This window comes from Streptomyces sp. NPDC091272, assembly GCF_044757485.1.
Lineage (GTDB): Bacteria > Actinomycetota > Actinomycetes > Streptomycetales > Streptomycetaceae > Streptomyces.
Genome location: NZ_JBIVVC010000004.1, coordinates 1 through 18,186, shown reverse-complemented (window position 1 = coordinate 18,186; position 18,186 = coordinate 1). Strand labels below are relative to the sequence as shown.

Below are 18,186 nucleotides of genomic sequence, written 5' to 3'. Positions count from 1 at the left end.
TCATGTGATCCGCAGCTCGCGGACCCTGGCTATCCGAAGGCGAGCTGTACGCCCCAGAAGCTGACCGCGGCCACGATCGCCGCGGCCGGCATCGTGATGAACCAGCCCATCACGATGTTCTTGGCGACGCCCCACCGCACGGCCCGCGGGCCCTTGGTCGAGCCGACGCCCATGATCGCCGAGGTGATGACGTGCGTCGTCGAGATCGGCGCGTGGAACATGAACGAGGCCGTGTACATCACCGAGGCCGCCGTGGTCTCCGCCGCGAACCCCTGCGGCGGGTCCAGCTCGATGATCCGGCGGCCGAGGGTCCGCATGATCCGCCAGCCGCCCGCGTACGTACCGAGCGAGAGCGTCAGCGCACAGGCGATCTTGACCCAGACCGGAATCGCGTCGCTCTGGTCCTCGACGTCGGCGATCACCAGCGCCATGACCACGATGCCCATGGTCTTCTGCGCGTCCTGGAGACCGTGTCCCAGCGCCATGCCGGCGGCCGACACGGTCTGGGCGATCCGGAATCCCCGCTTCGCCTTGTGCGGGTTCGACCTGCGGAACATCCACATGATCGCGACCATCACCAGGTAGCCGATGATCAGGCCGATGAAGGGCGAGAGGAACATCGGGATGACGACCTTGGACAGCACGCCGCCCCAGATCACCTCGGTGCCGCCGGCCAGCGCGGCACCCACCATCCCGCCGAACAGCGCGTGCGAGGACGACGAGGGCAACCCGAAGTACCAGGTCACAAGGTTCCACACGATCGCGCCCACGAGCGCGGCGAAGAGGATTCCCATCCCCTTCTGCCCGTGCGGAGTGGCGATCAGCCCCTCACTCACCGTCTTGGCGACGCCCTGGCCGAGGAATGCACCGGCGAGGTTCATGACCGCGGCCATGGCGAGCGCGGCACGTGGTGTCAGCGCACGGGTGGAGACCGACGTGGCGATCGCGTTCGCCGAGTCGTGGAAGCCGTTGGTGTACGTGAAGCCGAGCGCGACGGCAACCGTCACGATCAGCGCAAAGGTGTCCACGAAGCTCAGGACTCCTTGACCGCGATGGTCTCCACCGTGTTCGCCACGTGCTCGAAGGCGTCAGCGGCTTCTTCCAGCACGTCCACGATCTGCTTGAGCTTCAGCACCTCCATGGCGTCGTACTTGCCGTTGAAGAGGTGGGCGAGCAGCTTGCGGTGGATCTGGTCGGCCTGGTTCTCCAGCCGGTTGACCTCGATCCAGTACTCGGTGAGGTTGCTCATCGTGCGCAGCCCCGGCATGGCCTCCGCGGTCAGTTCCGCGGCCCGCGCCAGCACCTCGATCTGCTGCTCCACGCCCTTGGGCAGGTCTTCCACCTGGTAGAGGACGACCAGGTCGACGGCCTCCTCCATGAAGTCCATGATGTCGTCGAGCTGCGACGCGAGGTTGTAGATGTCCTCGCGGTCGAACGGCGTGATGAAGGAGGAGTTCAACTGGTGGAAGATCGCGTGCGTGGCGTCGTCACCCGCGTGCTCGGCCGCCCGCATCCGCTCCGCGATCTCGGCCCGTGCGGCGGAATCCGCACCGAGCAGTTCCATGAGGAGCTTGGAGCCCGTGACGATGTTGTCCGCTGATGCGGAGAACATGTCGTAGAAGCTCGTCTCCCGGGGGGTCAGACGAAAGCGCACGTGGGGTCCTCGGGGTGCATTGGATTCGGTCAGGCTGATGCTAGGCGCATCATCCGGCCACGGCTAACCGGCGTTCCTCAGTGTCGCCCATCGGGCAGAGTGGCGGGCAGGGGCCCCCGCGGCCCGCACAGAAGGCCCGTAGAATATACCCACGAGGGGTATTGCACCCCGCTGATCTTCCCCAGGAGGACGCGATGACGACCACCGAAGAGACGGCCGGCACGGCCACGGCGGACGCGGCATCGCCGGCCCCCGCCACGACCCACGGCTACCACAAGCAGAAGGACGAACACCTCAAGCGCCTGCGCCGCATCGAGGGCCAGATCCGCGGCCTCCAGCGGCTCGTCGACGAGGACGTCTACTGCATCGACATACTCACCCAGGTCTCGGCGTCCACCAAGGCCCTCCAGTCCTTCGCCCTCCAGCTGCTGGAGGAACACCTGCGCCACTGCGTGGCGGACGCCGCGGTCAAGGGCGGCACGGAGATCGACGAGAAGGTCGAGGAAGCCACGAAGGCGATCGCGAGACTGCTGCGGACCTGAGTGGGGGGAAGGGGGGGCTGGGCGCCGGCGGTACGGAACTGCGAGCGGCGGTACGGGAGCGCCTCGCGCGTGTCGGTCGGGAGCTCCGCACGCCTGCGACGCGAGAAGCACGGCTGCGACGAGAAGCACGCCTGCGACGCGAGAAGCACGGCCGCGACGTGAGAAGGGGGAAGCGGCCGTGGCCGCCTCCCCCTTCCACTCACCTCATGCCCTCGGCTACTCGAACTCCTTCGCCGCCAGCATCAGCACCTCGTCGATCCGGTCCGGACTGAGCCGGTCACCGTCCGCCGAGGACGCCGCGATCATCAGCTCACCGCACAGCTCGATCTCGGCGAGGGCAACGCGGTCCTGTACGGCCGCACCACGCATCGGAGCCACCTGCATCACCTCTTCCCGACCTCTTCCGCCGTGGGCCGACCTTCCTAGCGTAGGGAGCACTGCACATGCCGCGCATGGCACGGACGGACCATTTCGCCGCCACCCGCCCTCGCCATGCGCCGGGGCACGCCGGGGTGACCACCCACTGCGCCACCGGGTCCCCGAAAGTGCGCTTCCGGTCCCTCCCGGACCCGCCGGCGGGGGCCGACCGCGTCACACCCCGCCCCACCCGACGCCCGCCCGCCTACTGGCCGATCTTCCCCGCGTAGATGTCCTTGGCCGGCGGCAGCACGACGCGTACCGGTCGTCCGAACCCGCCCAGCGCCGTGGTGGACGTCACGGCGACCGCCTTGCCCGCGTTCTGGAAGTTGAACTGGTAGCGCACCTTCCGCATCCGCCCGAGGTCGTCCAGGTACGCGTCGAAAGCCACGCTCTTCCGGGAGAACCCTTTCTCCGCTGCTCGAAGAGGACCGCGCAACTCCGCGCTCGCGGCCCGTACGGCAGTCGCGAGGTCGGTGACCCCGCGGTAGTGCAGCAGCTCCCCGCCCTCTTCCCCGACGTACGAGACGTCCCGCGCGCCGCGCAGCAGCTCCACCGCGGCCATCGGATCGGTGGCGCCGCCCGTCACCAGGTTCCCGTCCGCGAGTGAACCGGTCTCGATCCGCACCCACTTGTCGGCGGGCACGCCCGCGCCACGGTTCTTCATGAACAGCGCTCCCGGTACGAACACCTCGACCATGGGCCGGTGTTCCTGCTGACCGGGCGGCCCGGTCGGCAGCATGACCTTCAACTTCCCGGTCTTGCCACGGAAGTCGTAACCCCCCGTCCCGTGGATGGTGACCCGGGTGCCGCCGGCCGCCATCTCCATCGCCGTACGCACGTCACCCGAACTACCGGCCCGCACCACCACGTCGGCGGCTCTGCGCACGGCACCGACTGGATCACCGCCCCGCCGGTCCTCGGCGACCGCGCCGCCGCCACCGCACCCGGCCGTCGTCCCCACCAGCCCCACGACCGCGACCAGCGCGACCGCCCCACCGCTAACCCTGTCCATCCGTCCGCCTCCGGAGTACGAGCCTCCTGCTCGCCCGGTTCAACGAGCCCTCTCGCAACTTCGTCACGCCGTACCGTGGACCCGTGCCTGAGAACCGTCCGCCCACCGCACCGTCCCCCCACCGCACCACCACATCCGAACAGGGCTCTTTCTGCTTCGCCGAGTGCGTCTGCGGCTGGCGCGGCCCGGCCCGCCGCAGCCGGGACAGGGCCCGCCAGGACGCGACAGCCCACGCCCCCACGTAGACCCACAGCTATTACGCGCCCCACCCACCGGGTACGCGTGTCAGCCAGGACCCGCCCGCGGTCGGGAAGGGGCGGGGAGGGGCAACAGCCCCCGCGCAGCAGCCCCACGCAGCGGCCCCCCACCCACGTCCGCCCTCTCCCCGGGAGGCCCCCATGACACAACCCCCCTCACCCACACCCCCACCCTCCCCCCTCCCCCCTCAACTCCCGCTGCCCCGCCGCACCCTCCTCACCGCGACCGCCGCGACCGCGGCGACCGCGGCGACCGCGGCCCTGGCCTCCGGCTGTCAGGGTGAGAGCAGCACCCCACCCCCGTCCACCGACGGCAAGCCCGCCCCGCCCCCCACCCGTGCACCGACCCCGGCCCGCACCCCGACTCCCCCGCCGCCCAGGACCAAGTCCCACGACTGGCCCGCCCTCGCCCGGTCCCTCGCGGGCCCCCTCGTCCGCCCCGGGGAGGCCGACTACCCGACCGCCCGCCAGCTCTACAGCCCCCGTTTCGACCACCAGAAGCCCGCCGCCGTCGCCTACGTCGCGCACGAGGCGGACATCCGGGAGGCCCTCGCGTACGCCCGCGCGACCCGCACCCCCGTCTCGATCCGCAACGGCGGTCACTCGTACACCGGCTGGTCCAGCGGTACCGGGCACCTGGTCGTCGACGTGTCGAAGCTCGACACCGTCCGCACCCCCTCGGCGGAGACCGCCACCATCGGCGCGGGCGCCAAGCTGCTGGGCGTGTACCGCACGCTCGCCGCCACCCGGGGCCGTACGATCCCCGCCGGTTCCTGCCCCACCGTGGGGATCTCCGGCCTCACCCTGGGCGGCGGCCACGGCGTCGTCTCCCGTGCGTACGGGCTGACCTGCGACAACCTCACCGCCGCCACCCTCGTGACCGCCGACGGCAAGACGCTCCGTTGCGACGCGGCCACCAACCCCGACCTCTTCTGGGCCCTGCGCGGCGCGGGCAACGGACAGTTCGGCGTCGTCACGGAACTGCGCTTCCGTACCCACCCGGCCCCGCAGGCGGTCACCGGCGACCTCAGCTGGCCCTGGTCCAAGGCCGCCGCCGTGCTCACCGCCTGGCAGGACTGGGGCCCGGACCAGCCGGACGAGATCTGGTCCACCCTGCACCTCTCCGCGGGAGCGGCCGGCGGCGATCCCGGCGTCAGCCTCTCGGCCTTCTCACTCGGCACCAGGTCGGAGCTGGCGAACGCCGTGGACCGGCTGACCGCCAAGGCGGGCGCTCCTCGCGCCGCCACGCTCCGCCCGCGCGGCTACCAGGACTCGATGCTGCTGTTCGCGGGGTGCGCGGACCTCTCGGCCGACCAGTGCCACCTGCCGGGCCGTACCCCGGGGCGCACCCCGGGCGGGAGGCTCAATCGATCGACGTACGCGGCCCGTTCGGACTTCTTCGCCCGGCGGCTGAGCCCCGCGGGGGTCCGCTCCCTGCTCACGGGGGTCGAGAACTTCACCCGGGTCACGGCAGCCGAGGGCGGCGGCGCGGGCACGGTCGCACTGACCGCGCTCGGCGGCGCGATCAACCGGGTCGCACCGGAGGCCACGTCCTTCGTCCACCGGAACATGCGCGTCCTCGCCCAGTACACGACCTCCTGGCGCGCCGGCACCGAGGGCACGGCCCAGCAGGAGTGGCTCACGGCCGTCCATGGCTCCATGCGCCGCCACGCGTCGGGTTCGGCCTACCAGAACTACCCGGACGCGACGCTCCCCGACTGGCGCCGCGCCTACTACGGGACGGCCGCACGCCGCCTCACCGAACTCAAGGCCCGCTACGACCCGACCCGCCTCTTCGACTTCCCCCAGGCCCTGTGAACCCCAGGCCCTGTGAACCCCCGGCCCTGTGAACCCCCGGCCCGGCCGGAACGCTAGGCGGCCAGGTCCCTCGCCGTAGGATCCCCGTCGCTCCCGTCCCGCCGCCGCGAGGCCGCCGCCGCCCGTGCCTGCTCGGCCGACGCGGTGGCCCGCCGCTCGGTGTCGGTGTCCCGCGCGGCCCGCGCCCGTACGAGCGAACTCGTCGCCCGCAGACGGGAGACGGCCGTGGCGGCAGGGGTGAGGACCATCATCGCGAGCGGCGCGAGCAGCAGTGTCACCGCGGTGCCGAGCGCGAAACCGCCCACCACGTCGGTCGGGTAGTGGACGCCCATGTACACCCGGCAGAAGCCCTCCGCGAAGGCCAGGCCGATCGCGGCCAGACCCCACCTGCGATGGGCCATGAAGACACCGACCGCGATCGCCATGGCGATGGTCGAGTGGTCACTCACGAACGAGAAGTCGGTCTTCCCGGCCACCAGGACCTCAAGTCCCTTGTGCTCCAGGAACGGACGCGGCCGTTCCACGAAACCCCGGATCGGGATGTTGACCAGCAGGGCGATCCCGGCCGCCAGCGGCGCCCAGACGATCGCGGCGGCGGAGGCCACCGAGTCGTCCGCCGTCCCACGACTGCGCCCGCGCCACCAGCACCACAGCGCCACCAGGACAAGCCCGAGCATGATGCCGTACTCGCCGACGTACTCCATGATCCGGTCGACCCAGCCCGGTGCGTCGGCGGCGATCCCGTTGATGTCGTAGAGCAGGCTGACATCGGGGTTCGACCCGTCCGTTGAGAGTCCAGCCATCTGCACGGCCCCTTGCCTTGCTGTGTCGCAGTCGCAGTCGCACTTCACCCGCCGTGCGCACGCCGGTGTGCGCGGGCGGGTCCATCACCCCCGTGAGGTCCCTGGTGGAGTGGTCAGTGCGTGGTCAGTGCCGCTGTCCCCGTCCAGGGAACGCCCTGCAGCCGGTCTGGGTTCCACTCTCTACCGAACGATCACCATGACGTTATCGAAGAGTGACTCATCGTCCCAGCTCAGGGCGGGATCGTCACGGAGAGTTCCGGCCGTATCCGACTCCGCGTCAGCTTCCGTACGCGCCCGGCCGGGCCGTCACCAGGCCCCCCTCACACCGCCGGCCCGGCCGTCGGCAACGCTTTTGCGCCATCCTCCGTCACTCGCGTCGCGCCGAAGTAGTCAGGGGTGTCGATCTTGTCGAACCGGATGACGGCTCCGGTGAAGGGCGCGTTGATCATGTACCCGCCGCCAACGTAGATCCCCACGTGCCGGATCGTGCGCGAGTTGGTGAGGTCGTCCGAGAAGAAGACCAGGTCGCCGGGGAGCAGCTCCTCGCGGGCCGGGTGCGGGCCGGCGTTGTACTGGTCGTTGGCCACCCGCGGCAGCTCGATCTTCACGGTCCGGTACGCGGCCTGCGTCAGCCCCGAACAGTCGAACCGCCCCTGCTGGTCGGCGGTCCCGTTGCCGCCCCACAGGTACGGCGTCCCGAGCTTCTTCTGCGCGTAGTAAATGGCAGCCGCCGCCTGCTGCGACGGCGCGACCCGCCCGACGGGCCGGGCGAAGCTCTGCTCCAGGGAGCGGATGATCTTGACGTAGTTCTTGGTCTCCGGATACGGCGGCACGCCCCCGTACTTGATGACCGCGTACGCGCCCGCGTTGTACGCGGCGAGCATGTTGTCGGTCGGGTCCCCTGGCGCCTTCTTCACATAACCGGCCAGCTCGCAGTCGTACGAGGCCGCAGAGGGGATGGCATCGGCGGGGTCCCAGATGTCCTTGTCCCCGTCCCTGTCCCCGTCCACCCCGTGCGAGGCCCACGTGCCGGGGATGAACTGGGCGATCCCGCGCGCGTCGGCCGGGCTCTTGGCCGTCGGGTTCCAGCCGCTCTCCTGGTACAGCTGGGCGGCCAGCAGCGCCGGGTTGATGGCCGGACAGAGATTGCCCCACTTCTGCACGAGCGGCTGGTACATCGCCGGTACGGCGCCCTTGGCCAGACCCACGGCCCGCCCCCCGGCGCCACCCTGTCCACCGAGGCCCGCGGCGGCCGAGAACGTACCGACGACGAGCAGCGCGACGAAGGCCAGGAACAACCCGGCCCCGGCCCCGCCCACCACCCAGACTTTTCGCACCCCTCAACCCTCCCCCATCGAAGCCGGGTTCACGGCCCTTTCGCGTCCGGCGGCGCCGTCCGCGTCGTCCCGGCCATGTTGCCCGCCCTACAGGGAGAGGAAGCCGGCACAGACGAAGCTCTTGAAGCTCTTCGCCGCCCGCACGTGCTGGAACTCGACCGTCCACTCGCCCCTGTAGGAGGAGAGCGGCGGGGCCGCAAGCTCCTTGCCGTCCGCCCGTCGGGTGAAGTCGTCGGGGTAGACGAACTCCTTGAACGTCTCGGCACCCCCGGCGTGCAGGTCCAGGACCTTGCTGACGGCCCCGATGTCGGTGTTCGTCGTCCCTGACACCTTGACCGGCTTGACCGTCACGGCGACGTAGTAGGGCTCCGCGCCTTCCACCGCGTACTTGAGGCGGTAGGCGATCCGCGCCTTCCCCTCGGGGACCGGCGGGTAGCTGTCGTCCTCGTGGATCGTGACCGAGTGCTGGAACTGGGTGGGCCCCTCCTCCGGCGTCGGCAGCTCGCACTCACCGGTCACGGCGTTCCACCAGTTGACCGCCGGCGCGGTCTGCTCGATGTGCTGCGGCGGCCCCGCCGGCGCCTCCCCCTTCGGCTGCTCGCCCGCACCCTGTGTCTGCTTGTTCCCCGCACCGGGCGTCGGCGCGCCGACGGTCTGCTTCCCGCCACCCCCACCCGCGCTGCCGCCCGTACCGCCGTCCCCGCCCCCCGGATCCCGCTGCAACCACAGCGTCGTGGCCACCGACACCCCGACCACGGCCGCCACCGCGCCCGCGACGACCCAGGGCCGCGCCCTGCGGCGCCCGCCCGTCGTGGCGGTGGTGCCGCCCACGGGCCCCAGCGTCGGTACGTACCCGGCTCCCGGCGCCCCCGGCCCCTCCGTAGCCCTCTCGTGCAGTTGCAGCACGTCCGGCGCCTCGGGGACGTTCTCCTCAAGCCCCCGCACCACACCCCCGTAGAACGGGTCGTCCACGAGCGCGCCACGCACCTCGCACCGCCGGATGACCTCCTCGGGGGTGGGCCGGTCGACGGGGTCCTTCTCCACGCAGGCCCGTAACAGGCCTGCGAGTCCCGCGTCGGCCAGGCCCACCAGGTCGATCGGCTCGTGCACTGCCCGGTACGACACCGCGTCCGTCGGCCCGCTGCCGAACGGCGGCCGGCCCGTCACCGCGTAGGCCACCGTCGCGCCCAGCGCGAATACGTCGGCCTCCGGCCCCACCTGATTGCGTATCAGCACCTCGGGGGCGGTGAAGCCCGGCGTTCCCGGCGTCATCCCGGTCATCGTCAGCGCGGTGTCCCCGGCCCCCTTCGCAATGCCGAAGTCGATCAGCTGGGGCCCCTGCCCGCCCAGGATCACGTTCATCGGCTTGAGGTCGCGGTGCGTCACGTCGTACGCGTGAACGCTCGCGAGCCCCTCCGCCAGCGCGGCGAACAGCCCGCGCCCGGTGTGCGCGGGGAAGGCCCCCCGCTCCCGTACCGCGTGCGCGAGGGTCGGTCCGCGCACGTACTCGGTGGCGAGCCAGTACGGCGGGGCGTCCAGTGCGGCATCGATCAGGTTCGCGGTGTACGCGCTGCGCACGGCCCGCACGGTGTTCGCCTCGCGCCGGAACCGGGCCAGCGCCTCGGGATGCTCGGTGATCTCGTCCCGGATCACCTTGATCGCGACCAGCCGGCCCCCCGGCGACCGCCCCAGATAAACCTGCCCCATCCCTCCGGCCCCCAGCCGCGCCAGGAGAACGTACGCACCGATGGTCGCGGGGTCCTGCCGAGGCCTGAGTGATTCCACCCACTGACCTTACCCAGGCGTACTCCCTTGCTGACAGGGGCAGTTGGGGCGGAGGCGGTACGGGTGGAGGGGCCGTGGAGGTCCAGGCCGCTGCACGGCGACACCCGGCCGCCGATCCGTACCCTGGCACGGAGGCCGAGCCCGCGCGTGCCGACGCACCCGCCCGCGCACGGGGTCGCACGCCTCGACCGGACGCAACAGAGCAAGGGTGTACAACGCCAGTCATTGCCCGGAGTCACCCTCCGTGATACACAGAGTGACCATACGGCTTCTCGCAGACAACCGGTCCGCATCGCTCCGCATCGCAGGTCAGAGCGGTCGGGGCGGCCTCCGGTGCGGGCGCCGGGCAAAGAAGGCCGCCAAGTCGACATACCGGGGCGGTTTCATCAGGGAAGATAGGGCGATGCTCCCTGCCGTCCGGCAGGAGTACGAACTAACCGACAGGGGCGGTGACTTAATGATCCTGGCAGCCGACAAGGGCGACATCACCACCATCATCGGCGGTATCGCGCCGAACTGGGGCCCGTTCGGAAACCTCGGCACCGAAGCCAAAATCATGATCGAGGTCGTGATGGCGGTGGCCATCCTGCTCTGCCTCGGCATCGCCATCTGGGGTGCGGCAAAGCAGCGGATCGGTGCGACGGCGCTCCGGGACACGTTCAGCGCGGAACAGGGCAAGGGCCTCATCGTCGCGGGACTGACCGGTGTCTTCATCATCGGTTCCCTCGGGACGCTGTTCACCATCGTGTACGGAATGGCCGTCTGACCCCCTCCTCCCACCCTCACCGGGCGTGCCCGGAACTCCCCCCGAGGTTGCGTTCTCTGATGCCGACTCATGTGACGAGTCACCACACCGCGCCCACGCGGGAAGCCGCACCGCTACCGTCTAAGCAGGACGCATACGAATGCGAGTACGGATACGGCGACCACCACGCGGGACCGCGAGAGGCTGAAGGGGCGTACGCGGCATGAGTCTCGGAGACGACGACGGCCGGAGGGGCACGGACGACCCCTACACGACGATGGGCGGCACCCGCCAGACCCGTACCCGGATGCCGGACGACCCGGGCGCCGGGCGCCCACGGGCCCCACGGATGCGGACCTCGCGGTCGATGGTCACGGTGGTGGGCGTGGTGGTGCTGCTCGTCGCGGCCATCGCCTTCGCCAACCGCGGACCGGGCAGCGGCCCGTCCCAGGACGGCCGGCAGGGCGCCCCACCGGCGGCCAACTCGACGGCGCCTACGGGGGAGAGGCCGGTGGGGGGCAAGGGCGCGACGGGAATCCCTTCGGGCTTCGCCCGGACGGGGCAGGGGGCGCAGAGCGCGGCGGCCAACTACGCGGTGACCTTGGGGTCCGAGGGCATGTTCACCACCGCGGCCCGGAGCGAGATCGTACGGTCCATCCACGTGCCCGAGGCCGTCGACAACCTCCTGAGCTCGCTGGACAAGGCGTACTCCCCCGACTTCTTCAAGAACGTCGGCCTGGACGGCAACGGCCAGCCGCCGGCCGGGCAGACCTTCGTCTCTCGCACGGTGCCTGTCGGCACCAAGGTCGTCCAGCAGGACGCCAACGCGGCGACTGTCGAGGTCTGGTGCACCGGACTCGTCGGCCTCGCGGGCAAGGACTCCACCAAGCCGGTCACCGAGACCTGGTTCACCATCACCCAGAAGTTGAGGTGGACCAACGACGACTGGAAGGTCGAAACGTCGAGCCAGAAGGAAGGCCCGACACCGGTCAACGGGGACAACCGCGCCTCGACATCTGACGAGATCGCTGGAGCCGTTGAGGGATACGGAGGCTTCGTATATGCCCGCTGACCAGTTCCCCCGTGCACGCTCGGTCGCTGCGCTCCTGGCCGGCGTCCAGGTCACTGCGATCCTGCTGGCGTCGCGCGCAGTCGCCGCGCCTACTCCGCCACCGACCCCTGCCCCCAGCAAGAGCGACAACCCCTGCGACCTCATCGTCGGGCTGGCCAAGGAGTACTGCGAAAAAGGCAACGCCTCCCCCGGCTCCGCCCCCTCCACCCTCGCCCCCACCCCCGCCGACTCCTCCCTCGACCCCCTCACCTCCCTCGCCAAAGGCTGTGCCGACGCCGCCGCGTGGATCGTCGGGAAGCTCAGTGAGGCGGTGAAGTCGACCGCCAACGTGGACTTCACCAACCCCAAATTCCTCCAGCAGTACGCGGTCGTCTTCGCCGCCTCCACCATCCTGACCCTCGTCCTGTGGCTCCTCGCTGTCGCCAAGCGGGCCATGCGCGGGGTGCCGTTGCCGACCGCCATCTCCGAGGCCATCGGGTTCCTGTGGCTGACGGTGCTCGCCTCCGCCTTCACGCCGCTGATCCTCTACACGATCGTCTCGGCCACCGACGGCGTCACCCAGGTCATCTCCGCGGCATCCGGCGGGCAGACCGACGTGTTCTTCGGCTCGTTCGCCGAGGCGCTCAAGAAACGCGACTCCATCGGGGGCGGGCCGATCATGCTGATCGTCGTCGCCCTCGTGACGATCTGCGCCGCCGGCGTCCTCTGGCTGGAGCTCGTCATCAGGGCCGCCCTGCTCTACGTCGGCGCCCTGCTCGGCACCGTCGTCTACGCGGGCCTCGTCGACAAGAACCTGTGGGGCCACGTCCGTCGCTGGGCGGGCATCATGATCGCGGTCATCCTCGTCAAACCGGTCATCGTGATCGTCCTCGGCCTCGCCGGGGCCCTCTCCACCGGTGACGGGCCCAACGCCTTCTCCGCCGTCGTCTCCGGCCTCGCGATCATCCTGCTCGCCATCTTCGCCTCGGCGATGATCTACCGCTTCGTGCCCGGCTTCGGCGACGACATCTCCGCCGCCAGCGCCAGCCGCAAGCAGGTCACCGACGGCGCCCGCGCCTCCGCGATCCTCTCCTCCCCGGCCAACCTGGTCTCCCAGGGCATCAAGACCCACAGCAGCCGGGGTGGCGGCGGCGGAGGCGGGGGCAGTGCACCGGCCCCCCGCCAGGCCGCCAACGCCAGCGGAGGCATCGCCGCCCACAGCTCCCGCCCCGGCGACTCCGCAAGCGGAACCGGATCCGGAGGCGGAGGTGGCGGGGGCGGAGGCGGCGCAGTCCCGTCCGCCGCGCCCTCCGCCCGTAGCAACAGCACCCACAGCAACCGCGGCAACGGCAGCACCGGAGCCTCCGGCAGCCCGCACAGCCACCGCAAGAACACAGGAGGGGGAGGGCGTTGACCACCCAGTCCCAGCCGCTCGCGCCCCGTCGCACGTATCTCATCGGCCGGGCCAGGCCGAACGCGATCGTCGGCAAGAACCGCGAGACCGGCGAGATCGGCCTCATCATCGCCGGTGGCTTCCTCGGCATGATGTGCGGGCTCCTCGTCCCCACCCTCTCCCTGCGCATCATGCTGCTCGTCGGCTTCCCGCTGCTCGCCCTGATGGTGGTGTACGTGCCGTACAAGCACCGCACCTTCTACAAGTGGTTCGAGATCAACCGGAGTTACAAGCGGAACCTCCGCAAGGGCACCACGTACCGCTCGCACGCGATGGACGCCGGTACCAAGGGGGACGGTCGCGAGGTCGAGATCGGCCCGCCGCCCGGCATCGGCCGCATCAACTGGCTGGCCGCCCCCTTCGGCCCCGACGAGATCGCCGTCCTGCTGCACGCCGACCGGCGCACCGTCACCGCCGCCATCGAGATCGAGGGCCCCGGTGTCGGACTGCGGGACAGCGAGGACCAGGAAGCCCTGGTGGACCGTTTCGGCACGCTGCTCAAGCACGTCGCGAACGGCGACGGCTTCGTCACCCGTCTCCAGATGCTGGCCCGTACGCTGCCCGCCGACCCCGACGCGCACGCCAAGGACGTCTCCCAGCGCGGCGACCGGACCTCGCCGGAGTGGCTCCAGGACTCCTACGACCAGCTCCAGTCGATGGTGTCCACCTCCAGCGAGCAGCACCGCGCCTACCTCGTCGCCTGTATGCACTACACGCGCGAACTGGCCTCCGAGGGCGCCGCGATGGCCCGCGCCACCCGCCCGAAGGGCGCCCGCAAGCTGGACAAGGACGCCGGTCTCGCCATCGTGATGGCCCGCGAGCTGACCGACATCTGCGCCCGCCTCGCGGAGGCCGACATCCGGGTCCGCCAGCCGCTCGGCCAGGGCCGGCTGTCCTCGCTCGTCCACTCGATGTACGACCCCGACCACCCCATCGACCACATCCAGGCGATGACCAAGCGCAACGCCTGGCCCGCCGAGCTGGACGCGATGGAGGCCACCTACCTCCAGGCCAAGACCCGGGAGTCGCTGACCCGCGAACCCTGGTGCCACGCCACCGCGTGGGTGAAGGAGTGGCCGATGACCCCGGTCGGCGTCAACTTCCTCGCCCCCCTCCTCGTACACACCCCCGACGTGATCCGTACCGTCGCGGTCTGCATGGACCTGGAGCCCACCGAGGTCGCCATCGAGCGGATGCTCACCGAGAAGACCAACGACGAGGCCGACGCGTCACGCGCCGCGAAGATGAACCGGACCGTCGACCCCCGCGACATCGCCGCCCACGGCCGCCTCGACCAGCGCGGCGAGGACCTGGCCAGCGGGGCCGCCGGGGTGAACATCGTCGGCTACATCACGGTCTCCTCGCGCAGCCCGGAGGCCCTGGCCCGCGACAAGCGCACCATCCGCGCCTCCGCCGGCAAGTCGTACCTGAAGCTGGAGTGGTGCGACCGGGAGCACCACCGCGCCTTCGTGAACACCCTCCCCTTCGCCACCGGCATCCGTCGCTGACGCTCCCTCGGAAAGGACAGACCATGCGAGACCCGCTGTCCGCAGCCACGGATGCCTTCACCAGCTTCCTGTTCGGCAAGGTCGAGACGACCCGTCTGCCCGTCCGTACCTCCACGGGCCAGGCACAGGCCGTCTACCTCCCCACGGCGGCGCCGGGCCTCGGCGACTCGGGCGTGATCATCGGCCGCGAGGTCTACAGCGGCAAGGGCTACATCTACGACCCCTTCCAGCTGTACGGGCAGCAGCTCCCGGCCCCGCACTGGCTGGTCCTCGGCGAGTCAGGAAACGGCAAGTCCGCGCTGGAGAAGACCTACGTGCTGCGCCAGCTGCGCTTCAGGGACCGCCAGGTCGTCGTCCTGGACGCACAGGGCGAGGACGGCGTCGGCGAGTGGAACCTGATCGCCCAGCAGCTGGGCATAACCCCCATCCGCCTCGACCCGATGGCCGCCCTCAACGACGGCATCCGGCTCAACCCGCTCGACCCTGCCATCACCAGCACCGGGCAGCTGGCACTCCTGCGCACCATCATCGAGGTCGCGATGGGACACGGCCTGGACGAGCGCTCCGGCTTCGCCCTCAAGGTCGCGCACGCCTACGTCAACACCACCATCACCACCCGTCAGCCCGTCCTGATGGACATCGTCGAGCAGCTCCGCCACCCGAAGCCGGAGTCGGCGGAGGCGATGAACGTCGACATAGACGACGTACGCGCCTGGGGCCTGGACGTCGCGCTGGTCCTCGACCGGCTGGTCGACGGCGACCTGCGCGGCATGTTCGACGGCCCGACCACGATCGGCATCGACCTCGACGCCCCGCTGATCGTCTTCGACCTCTCGCACATCGACCGCAACTCGATCGCCATGCCGATCCTGATGGCGATCGTCGGTGTCTGGCTCGAACACACCTGGATCCGCCCGGACCGCGTCAAGCGCATCTTCCTGGTCGAGGAAGCCTGGCACATCATCAACTCCCCGTTCGTCGCCCAGCTCTTCCAGCGCCTGCTGAAGTTCGGCCGACGGCTCGGGCTGTCCTTCGTCGCCGTCGTCCACCACCTCTCCGACGTCGTCGACGGCGCCGCCGCGCGGGAGGCAGCCGCCATCCTCAAGATGGCCTCCACCCGCACCATCTACGCCCAGAAGGCCGACGAGGCCAGAGCGACGGGCAAGGTCCTCGGCCTGCCCCGCTGGGCCGTCGAGATCATCCCCACCCTCACCCCGGGCATTGCCGTCTGGGACGTCAACGGCAACGTCCAGGTGGTCAAACACCTGATCACCGAGGCCGAACGTCCGCTGGTCTTCACCGACCGCGCCATGACCGAGTCCTCCGCGGCCCCCGCCTCCGCCGAGGAGACCTTCCTCAACGAGGAGGCCCGAGCCGCGGACTGGGAGGCGGAACAGCGCGCGGCCCTCATCGAGCAACAGATGAACGAGGTCGAGTCGTCCGACGCGACGGTGGCCTGACATGCCCGGGAGGGAGTACGGGGGCACAGTCCACGGCGCCGGCCGCGGCGAGGGCCGCCCGGCCGGCGGGGTACCCGACGGGCTGCTGCTCGGCCTCCTGGGCCTGATCCTCGGCCTGTCCGTCCTCACCTGGACGGGCACGGGCCTGGCGGGGCTGTTCTCGCACGGCGCGTGGCCCACCGGCGTCACGTTCCCGAACACACCTGTCGCACTACGGCACCTGGTCACCGCCCCCCACGACCTGCCCGGCGCCTGGCCGGCCACACCCCCGGCCCAGCTCTCGGGCTACGGCCTCTTCTGGGGCCTGCTCATCGGCCAGCTCATGGTGCTCATCGTCCTGACCATCTTCCTCCTGGGCGTCCTCACCCGCTGGCGCCTGATCCGCCAACGCACCCGCAAAAACCGCCTGCCCACCCACCAGACACCCCTCACCGCCACCTCCAGCCCTGTGGGCAGCTGGGCCGCCCAGGGGGCGGAACGGGTGGGCACAGGGCGGCCCCCGGCGGAGCCGCCCCCCTCCCGACCGCCCACGCCCGGACCGCCCGAGCCCCCCGGACCGCCCGCTCCGACCGCTCCGACCGCTCCGACCGCTCCGACCGCTCCGACCACTCCGCCCGTGCCAACCGCGGCAATCAATCGGCCCGCCCCAACCGCCCCCACCCCCCTACTCAGCACCCCACCACCCACCACCCCCCTCTACAACCGCCCCTCCCACCGCCCCACCGCCCTCCAGACCATCCTCGAAGCCCCCGGCCCCGCCCTCGTCCTCACCTCGGACCCCGCCCTCTGGGAAGAGACGAAGGACTCCCGGGCCAAGCTCGGACCGGTCCTCCTGTACGACCCTGAGCACCGCTGCGACACCCCCAGCCGCCTCCACTGGTCCCCGACCTCCGGCTGCGAGGACCACGCCACCGCCGCCGCCCGCGCCGCCGCGCTCCTCGCCCCTGTCCGCCCCCAGGCCCGTATCGACGCGGCCGTCGCGGAGACCGCCGAGACCCTTCTCCGCAGCTGGCTGCACGCCGCCGCCATAGACGGCCGCCCCTTCAAGCAACTCGTCCGCTGGGCCCAGGGCTCAGGCCCCGCCCCCGGGGCCGGCTCGCACGAGGCCGTCCGTATCCTCCGTACGCACCCCAAGGCCCGCTCCGGCGCGGCCGGCCTCCTGGAGTCCGCCCTCACCGCGTACCCCGAACGCCGCGAGCAGGCCCAGCAGTTGACGATCCGGGCATTCTCCGCCCTGTCCTCGGTCCACATCCGCGAGGCTTGCACCCCCAACCGAACCGATTCGCTCACCCTGGAATCATTCGCGGACGAGGGGGGAACGCTTTATGTGGTCGGGGAGGCCATCGAAGACCCCCGCACCCGTCCCTCGGGGCCGGGCGCGATGCCGTTGCTCACCGCCCTCACCTCGCACGTGGTCGAGCACGGCCGCCGCATGGCCGCACGGTCATCCGACGGTCGGCTCGACCCACCAATGACGCTCGTCCTGGACGATGTCGCGGCCGTGGCTCCACTTCCCCAGCTCCCGGAGCTGCTCATGGCCGGTCAGGGCCAAGGTCTCCCGACCCTGGCCCTGCTCCGTTCCCAGGAGCAGTTCAACTCCCGCTGGCCCGAGGCCCGTTAGCACCGCTCAGCGGCCCACGGCCATCTCGATCTCCAGCTCGTCGGCGCGCGCACCGTCCATCGGCACGGTGAGCCCGGTCCGCTCGAAACCGACCTTCGTGTACAGCCCCTGGGCGCGTGTGTTCCGCTCGTGCACGAACAGCCGCACCCGCCGGACGACGGGTTCCCGAAGTTCCCACGACCACTCCAGAGCAGTCCGGAACAGGGCCTCCGCCAGCCCGGCGCCCCGCGCCTCGGCCCGTACGAAAACCCCGACCACATGTGTCTGGGAGACCTCGGCCATGTCCCCGAAACGGGTCTCGCGGCCGGCTGGCTCCACGAGCACGCTGACGGTCCCGTCCCACCTTCCGTCCTGCGCCACGGCGACGAACTGCGCGACGTCGTTGCCGGCCGCGGCACCCGCGGCACGCTCCTGCCAGAAGGAGTCGGGACGGGCGGCCTCCTGCTGGTATGAGTGCAGGAAGGCGATGTCGGCGACCGGATCCTGGACCGCGGCCAGCCGAAGCTCCTTGACCTGCGGCCCTTCATCGGCGCGTACCCGGCGTACGAGGTGTTCCATGGCCCAATCCTGGCCAGACACCACCCCGTGGGGCAACACAAATAAAACGACCCCTGAACGCAAAAATGCCCCGTACCGGTTATCCCGGTACGGGGCACTCTCACAATAATTGTTCGGCGGCGTCCTACTCTCCCACAGGGTCCCCCCTGCAGTACCATCGGC

17 protein-coding genes are annotated in these 18,186 nt (G+C 70.7%); 9 read left to right on the top strand and 8 right to left on the bottom strand.

The features are described from left to right. Positions 1 to 29: 29 nt before the first annotated feature. Together ACIQM4_RS13125 and ACIQM4_RS13120 are read right to left on the bottom strand one after the other, a co-directional pair. Positions 30 to 1,028, bottom strand: coding sequence for an anion permease (locus ACIQM4_RS13125; RefSeq protein ID WP_401590228.1), 999 nt, complete (start codon positions 1,026 to 1,028; stop codon positions 30 to 32). 5 nt (positions 1,029 to 1,033) lie between these two features. Further along, positions 1,034 to 1,654: a DUF47 domain-containing protein gene (locus ACIQM4_RS13120; protein WP_401590225.1), complete on the bottom strand. Its 621-nt coding sequence runs from the start codon at positions 1,652 to 1,654 to the stop codon at positions 1,034 to 1,036. Between the two features lie 194 nt (positions 1,655 to 1,848). On the opposite strand from ACIQM4_RS13120, the gene ACIQM4_RS13115 reads away from it, so the two are divergent. Then, entirely contained in the window at positions 1,849 to 2,196 is a 348-nt protein-coding gene (locus tag ACIQM4_RS13115; RefSeq protein WP_401590223.1) for a metal-sensitive transcriptional regulator, read from the top strand. Positions 2,197 to 2,412: 216 nt separating this feature from the next. Here the strand turns inward: ACIQM4_RS13115 and ACIQM4_RS13110 are convergent, their stop codons facing one another. Continuing rightward, positions 2,413 to 2,574: a hypothetical protein gene (locus ACIQM4_RS13110; protein WP_401591460.1), complete on the bottom strand. Its 162-nt coding sequence runs from the start codon at positions 2,572 to 2,574 to the stop codon at positions 2,413 to 2,415. A gap of 244 nt (positions 2,575 to 2,818) precedes the next feature. Beyond that, positions 2,819 to 3,628, bottom strand: coding sequence for a hypothetical protein (locus ACIQM4_RS13105; RefSeq protein ID WP_401590221.1), 810 nt, complete (start codon positions 3,626 to 3,628; stop codon positions 2,819 to 2,821). Between the two features lie 83 nt (positions 3,629 to 3,711). Here ACIQM4_RS13105 and ACIQM4_RS13100 point away from each other — a divergent pair, with 83 nt between their 5' ends. Both ACIQM4_RS13100 and ACIQM4_RS13095 read left to right on the top strand, forming a co-directional pair. Next, complete coding sequence (locus ACIQM4_RS13100) at positions 3,712 to 3,873, top strand: hypothetical protein (RefSeq protein WP_401590219.1); 162 nt, start codon at positions 3,712 to 3,714, stop codon at positions 3,871 to 3,873. Positions 3,874 to 4,026: 153 nt separating this feature from the next. Continuing rightward, positions 4,027 to 5,703: an FAD-binding oxidoreductase gene (locus ACIQM4_RS13095; RefSeq protein ID WP_401590218.1), complete on the top strand. Its 1,677-nt coding sequence runs from the start codon at positions 4,027 to 4,029 to the stop codon at positions 5,701 to 5,703. A gap of 53 nt (positions 5,704 to 5,756) precedes the next feature. Here the strand turns inward: ACIQM4_RS13095 and ACIQM4_RS13090 are convergent, their stop codons facing one another. The 3 genes from ACIQM4_RS13090 to ACIQM4_RS13080 all read right to left on the bottom strand — a co-directional run bounded on the left by ACIQM4_RS13090 (position 5,757) and on the right by ACIQM4_RS13080 (position 9,628). Continuing rightward, complete coding sequence (locus ACIQM4_RS13090) at positions 5,757 to 6,506, bottom strand: phosphatase PAP2 family protein (RefSeq protein ID WP_401590215.1); 750 nt, start codon at positions 6,504 to 6,506, stop codon at positions 5,757 to 5,759. Positions 6,507 to 6,826: 320 nt separating this feature from the next. Then, positions 6,827 to 7,843: an NlpC/P60 family protein gene (locus ACIQM4_RS13085; protein ID WP_401590212.1), complete on the bottom strand. Its 1,017-nt coding sequence runs from the start codon at positions 7,841 to 7,843 to the stop codon at positions 6,827 to 6,829. Between the two features lie 87 nt (positions 7,844 to 7,930). Continuing rightward, entirely contained in the window at positions 7,931 to 9,628 is a 1,698-nt protein-coding gene (locus ACIQM4_RS13080) for a serine/threonine-protein kinase (protein WP_401590209.1), read from the bottom strand. Between the two features lie 457 nt (positions 9,629 to 10,085). On the opposite strand from ACIQM4_RS13080, the gene ACIQM4_RS13075 reads away from it, so the two are divergent. The 6 genes from ACIQM4_RS13075 to ACIQM4_RS13050 all read left to right on the top strand — a co-directional run bounded on the left by ACIQM4_RS13075 (position 10,086) and on the right by ACIQM4_RS13050 (position 17,466). After that, positions 10,086 to 10,394 (top strand): hypothetical protein, encoded by a 309-nt coding sequence (locus ACIQM4_RS13075; protein WP_362423079.1) that lies wholly within the window; start codon positions 10,086 to 10,088, stop codon positions 10,392 to 10,394. Between the two features lie 202 nt (positions 10,395 to 10,596). Further along, complete coding sequence (locus ACIQM4_RS13070) at positions 10,597 to 11,445, top strand: hypothetical protein (protein ID WP_401590206.1); 849 nt, start codon at positions 10,597 to 10,599, stop codon at positions 11,443 to 11,445. After that, entirely contained in the window at positions 11,435 to 12,838 is a 1,404-nt protein-coding gene (locus ACIQM4_RS13065) for a hypothetical protein (protein WP_401590203.1), read from the top strand. The genes ACIQM4_RS13070 and ACIQM4_RS13065 overlap by 11 nt, the downstream gene beginning before the upstream one ends. Beyond that, positions 12,835 to 14,385, top strand: coding sequence for an SCO6880 family protein (locus ACIQM4_RS13060; RefSeq protein WP_401590199.1), 1,551 nt, complete (start codon positions 12,835 to 12,837; stop codon positions 14,383 to 14,385). Before ACIQM4_RS13065 ends, ACIQM4_RS13060 begins: the two co-directional genes overlap by 4 nt. Positions 14,386 to 14,408: 23 nt before the next feature. After that, positions 14,409 to 15,845, top strand: coding sequence for an ATP-binding protein (locus tag ACIQM4_RS13055; RefSeq protein ID WP_401590197.1), 1,437 nt, complete (start codon positions 14,409 to 14,411; stop codon positions 15,843 to 15,845). A gap of 1 nt (position 15,846) precedes the next feature. Further along, the gene (locus ACIQM4_RS13050; protein WP_401590194.1) at positions 15,847 to 17,466 is read left to right on the top strand and encodes a type VI secretion protein; all 1,620 of its coding nucleotides are present in this window, start codon (positions 15,847 to 15,849) and stop codon (positions 17,464 to 17,466) included. 6 nt (positions 17,467 to 17,472) lie between these two features. Here ACIQM4_RS13050 and ACIQM4_RS13045 read toward each other — a convergent pair whose 3' ends face one another. Next, positions 17,473 to 18,024: a GNAT family N-acetyltransferase gene (locus tag ACIQM4_RS13045; protein ID WP_401590192.1), complete on the bottom strand. Its 552-nt coding sequence runs from the start codon at positions 18,022 to 18,024 to the stop codon at positions 17,473 to 17,475. Positions 18,025 to 18,186: the final 162 nt, after the last annotated feature.

What these genes read in the sequence shown, in the direction of transcription:
- ACIQM4_RS13055 (WP_401590197.1), top strand. Translation starts at nt 14,409, where the DNA reads ATGCGAGACCCGCTGTCCGCAGCCACGGATGCCTTCACCAGCTTCCTG.
- ACIQM4_RS13045 (WP_401590192.1), bottom strand. Translation starts at nt 18,024, where the DNA reads ATGGAACACCTCGTACGCCGGGTACGCGCCGATGAAGGGCCGCAGGTC.
- ACIQM4_RS13090 (WP_401590215.1), bottom strand. Translation starts at nt 6,506, where the DNA reads ATGGCTGGACTCTCAACGGACGGGTCGAACCCCGATGTCAGCCTGCTC.
- ACIQM4_RS13105 (WP_401590221.1), bottom strand. Translation starts at nt 3,628, where the DNA reads ATGGACAGGGTTAGCGGTGGGGCGGTCGCGCTGGTCGCGGTCGTGGGG.
- ACIQM4_RS13070 (WP_401590206.1), top strand. Translation starts at nt 10,597, where the DNA reads ATGAGTCTCGGAGACGACGACGGCCGGAGGGGCACGGACGACCCCTAC.
- ACIQM4_RS13095 (WP_401590218.1), top strand. Translation starts at nt 4,027, where the DNA reads ATGACACAACCCCCCTCACCCACACCCCCACCCTCCCCCCTCCCCCCT.
- ACIQM4_RS13050 (WP_401590194.1), top strand. Translation starts at nt 15,847, where the DNA reads ATGCCCGGGAGGGAGTACGGGGGCACAGTCCACGGCGCCGGCCGCGGC.
- ACIQM4_RS13115 (WP_401590223.1), top strand. Translation starts at nt 1,849, where the DNA reads ATGACGACCACCGAAGAGACGGCCGGCACGGCCACGGCGGACGCGGCA.
- ACIQM4_RS13075 (WP_362423079.1), top strand. Translation starts at nt 10,086, where the DNA reads ATGATCCTGGCAGCCGACAAGGGCGACATCACCACCATCATCGGCGGT.
- ACIQM4_RS13065 (WP_401590203.1), top strand. Translation starts at nt 11,435, where the DNA reads ATGCCCGCTGACCAGTTCCCCCGTGCACGCTCGGTCGCTGCGCTCCTG.